This is a genomic window from Streptomyces alkaliphilus (assembly GCF_014141535.1).
In the GTDB taxonomy this organism is placed as follows: domain Bacteria; phylum Actinomycetota; class Actinomycetes; order Streptomycetales; family Streptomycetaceae; genus Streptomyces; species Streptomyces alkaliphilus.
Genome location: NZ_VKHT01000500.1, coordinates 1 through 3,767, shown reverse-complemented (window position 1 = coordinate 3,767; position 3,767 = coordinate 1). Strand labels below are relative to the sequence as shown.

Below are 3,767 nucleotides of genomic sequence, written 5' to 3'. Positions count from 1 at the left end.
CCCTCGTCCACGGGGCCCGCCCGCTCTCCCGCCACCCGTGTCGTCACTCCCGGCCGGCCGACGTGTCGTGCTCATCGGGGGCCTCGTCATCGCGCCGGTGACCGCGGCGGGCCTCGCGGTCGAAGATGCCCAGGATCTCGCACGGTCCGCCCTCGGCCCCGATCGCGTGCGGCATCATCGTCGGGAACTCGGCGGCCTGGTTGGTCTCGACGCGAAATCGACGGTGGCCGAGCATGAGGGTCGCGGTGCCCGAGAGGACGACGAGCCATTCGCGTCCGGGGTGGGCGCGCATCCGCGCCGGGTTGTCGGGCGGGGGTTCGGTCAGGTACTGGCGCATGACGCTCATGCCGGGGTCGCCCTTCACGCGCCAGCGCATGATCCGGTGGACGTTGTCGATCATCGGGCTGGTGACGATGTCGTCGGTCGCGGTCTCGACGAGCTGGTCGAGGGTGGTGTCCAGCGCGCGGGCGAGGGTCACGAGCTGATCCAGGGCGAGGCGTCGTCGGCCGTTCTCGATGCGGCTCAGTGAGGACTGGCTGAGGTGGGCACGCCCGGCCAGTTCCTCCAGGGACCAGCCCTGGGCCACCCGCAGGGCTCGGATCCGTTTGCGCACGAGGCTGTCCAGGTCGCCATCTTCTTGCGTCATGGGCAACATCGTATGCCCGTGACGCAAGTCGGGGTTAGCGTCGTTCCCGGACGGTCCGAAATCCCCGCGCCCGAATCAGGGCGTGGTGACGGCCCCGCCACCCCACTTCGACGACCGGACCCGCACCGGCGCCGACTCCGCATGCCCTCTCGGAGAGGAATCCATGAGCACCCATCAGTCCGACCGACCGGCGGCCATCGAGGAGAACGACGCCGGGACGCCCGACGCGCGCCGGCTGCGCCTGATCCTCATCACCGTTTCCCTGGCGCTCATGGCCGTCATCGCTTCGGTGTCGGGGTTGGGCGTCGCCCAGACCCACATGGCGGTCGAGTTCGGTGTCTCACAGGGCACCGTCCTGTGGATCATCAACATCTACACCCTGACCCTGGCCGCACTGCTGCTGCCGCTCGGCGCCCTCGGTGACCGGCTGGGCCGCAAGCCCGTGCTCATCACCGGTCTGGGGCTCTTCGGTATCGCGAGCGTCGCGGCCGGCCTGGCCCCGACGGCCGAGAGCATGATGGTCGCGCGCCTGGTCGGCGGTGTCGGCGCGGCGATGATCATGCCGATCACCCTGGCCGTCATCACCTCCACCTTCCCCGCCGAACAGCGCGGCAGGGCGATCGGGGTGTGGACCGGCATCGCCGGAGGCGGCGGCATCCTGGGGATGTTCCTCTCCGCGCTCCTGGTCGATGTCGCCGACTGGCGCCACCTGTTCGTGTTGCCCGTCGCCCTGGTCCTCGTGGCCCTGGTCATGGCGGTGAGGTCGGTCCCCAACTCCCGCGAGGGCTCCGTCCACGGCTTCGACACCGTCGGCGGACTGGTCTCCGCGGTCGCCGTGGTCGGTCTCGTCTTCGTCCTGCACGAGGGTCCCGATCGCGGTTGGACCCATCCCGCGACGCTGATCGCCCTCGTCGTCGGCCTCCTGGCCGTTCTCGGCTTCGTGCTCCGGGCGTTGCGCCTGCGTGACGCCTCGCTGCTGGACGTACGGCTGTTCCGCGAGCGAGGCCTGAGCGGCGGCTCCATCACCCTGCTGGTGGTCTTCGGTGTCCAGGCGGGCATCGCCGTGGTCATGTTCCCGTTCTTCCAGGCCGTGCTCGGCTTCTCGGGTCTTTCGGCCACGCTCGCGCTGATGCCCATGGCCATCGTCATGATGATGGCCTCCGGCCTCGCCCCGCGGTTGGCCGAGCGCGTCGGAGCCCGGGCCACCATGGCCACGGGCATCGCAGTGGCCGGTGTCGGCCTGGCCCTGATGGCGCTGTTCGTCTCCGTCGACGGCGGCTATCCGACCGTCCTGCCCGGCATGCTCGCCATGGGCCTCGGCATGGGTCTGTCCATGACGCCCTCCACCGAGGCCATCACCGGCTCCCTGCCGCGCGAGAAGCAGGGCGTCGCCTCCGCCCTGAACGACATCACCCGGGAGTTCGGCACCGCCCTGGGCGTCGCCCTGCTCGGCGCGCTGGTGGCCGTCGGATATCGCGGCGCCATCGAGGACCGTCTGCACGGCATCCCCCCGGAAGCGGCGGACACCGCCCGTGAGGGCGTCGCCAACGCCGTCGAGGTCGCGGAAGGCGCCGGTTCACACGCCCGGGAGCTCGTCCACGCGGCTCAGCAATCCTTCGTGGACGGCTGGCAGCAGGCCATGTGGGTGGGCGTGGCGGTCATGGGCGTCCTGTTCCTCCACATCGTCCTGAAGGGACCGAAGGGGGCGAAGGGGACGGGAAACGGGGCTCCCCCGAAGACGGATGGGGTCGGGACCGCCGAGGCTCTCGCCGGCCGCTGATCCGACGGACGGCACGCGGCACGTTCGTGCCGGGGACCCGACGCCGGGGGATCCGGGGCCCGGGGAACGAGGCCGGAAAAAGGAGGCCGGGGGAACGGGACCGGCTCTGCCGGGACGCGGCTGCCGTGCGGCGATCCCGGCCCGGGGCATCGCGCCACGGGCCGGGGCGCCGGCCGGGCCGTCAGGGGCGGGCGGTGAGGTAGCCGCCCATGGAGGTGAAGTACTCACCGGCGGGCAGTTCGCGACCGTCCCCGGTGCGCACCCGGGTGAGGGCCAGGCCGTGGTTGCGGCCGGTGCGGGCGTCGGCGCCGGCGACGATCACCACGCCGTCCCCCTCGCGGTAGAAGATCCGGCCGGGGGTGCCGCCGTAGCGGCCCTTCGAGACGACGGCGGAGAGGATCTCCAGGCGCCGGCCCCGGTGGAAGGTGAACGCGGCCGGGTAGGGGGCGGACTGGGCGCGCACCAGGCGTTCCAGGGCCTCGGCGGGCCAGTCCCAGTTGATCCGGATGTCCTCCTCGGACCGCTTGTGGAAGAAGGTGGCCAGGGAGCGGTCCTGGGGGGTGAACTCCGTTCGCCCGGAGGCGAGCAGGGCGAGGGCCTCGGTGGTGACGGGGGCGATGAGGTCCACCGTCCGGTGGAACAGGTCGGTGGCGGTGTCCTTGGGGCCGACGGGGACCGCGCGCTGCACGACGATGTCGCCGGCGTCGAGTTCGTCGTTCATCATGTGCGCGGTGACGCCGACCTCCTTCTCGCCGTTGATGAGGGCCCAGATCAGGGGGGAGAAGCCGGCGTACCTCGGCAGCAGCGAGTCGTGGATGTTGAGGGTGCCCAGGCGGGGGAGGCCGAAGATCCGCGGCGGGATCCAGGTGCGCCAGTTGTTGGCGACGATGAGGTCGGGGTCGGCGTCCTTGAGGAGCCGGAAGAGTTCCTCGTCGTCGGGTCGGTTGCGCAGGACGACGGGGACGCCGTGTCGGTCGGCGAGGTCGGCGACCGAGTCGCTCCAGATCTTCTCGTAGGCGTGGTCACTGGCGGGGTGGGTCACGACCGTCACCACGTCGTGTTCGGAGTCCAGGAGCGCCCGCAGGGTGCGATGGCCCCAGGTCTGATAGCCGAACATGACGACCCGCATGGGGATTCCTCCTCGGAAGGCGACTGACCGGCGCCAAGTAAAGCAAGCCTTACCTAACTTGGCAACGGGCCCCGGGTTTCGGCCGGTTCACCCGATACGCCACCGACGGTGATCACCGGGGTCGGTCGACAGGTCAATCATGTCAGGTTAGCCTTACCTAAGTTTGGGTGACCGTCGGGCACCTCCGTGCTCCGGGGACGCCCCCTTCCCCC

3 protein-coding genes are annotated in these 3,767 nt (G+C 70.9%); 1 reads left to right on the top strand and 2 read right to left on the bottom strand.

Translation table 11 applies throughout. The features are described from left to right. Positions 1-43: 43 nt before the first annotated feature. Positions 44-646, bottom strand: a complete 603-nt coding sequence (locus FNQ90_RS15645; protein ID WP_407699373.1) for a helix-turn-helix domain-containing protein — start codon at positions 644-646, stop codon at positions 44-46. A gap of 163 nt (positions 647-809) precedes the next feature. On the opposite strand from FNQ90_RS15645, the gene FNQ90_RS15640 reads away from it, so the two are divergent. Continuing rightward, the gene (locus FNQ90_RS15640) at positions 810-2,426 is read left to right on the top strand and encodes an MFS transporter (RefSeq protein ID WP_182606945.1); all 1,617 of its coding nucleotides are present in this window, start codon (positions 810-812) and stop codon (positions 2,424-2,426) included. A gap of 181 nt (positions 2,427-2,607) precedes the next feature. Here FNQ90_RS15640 and FNQ90_RS15635 read toward each other — a convergent pair whose 3' ends face one another. Further along, positions 2,608-3,555, bottom strand: coding sequence for a methionyl-tRNA formyltransferase (locus FNQ90_RS15635; protein ID WP_182606944.1), 948 nt, complete (start codon positions 3,553-3,555; stop codon positions 2,608-2,610). Positions 3,556-3,767 lie beyond the last annotated feature (212 nt).

Bases quoted from the DNA above. Each gene is read 5' to 3' on its own strand.
- FNQ90_RS15635 (WP_182606944.1), bottom strand. From the start codon at position 3,555: ATGCGGGTCGTCATGTTCGGCTATCAGACCTGGGGCCATCGCACCCTG.
- FNQ90_RS15640 (WP_182606945.1), top strand. From the start codon at position 810: ATGAGCACCCATCAGTCCGACCGACCGGCGGCCATCGAGGAGAACGAC.
- FNQ90_RS15645 (WP_407699373.1), bottom strand. From the start codon at position 646: ATGACGCAAGAAGATGGCGACCTGGACAGCCTCGTGCGCAAACGGATC.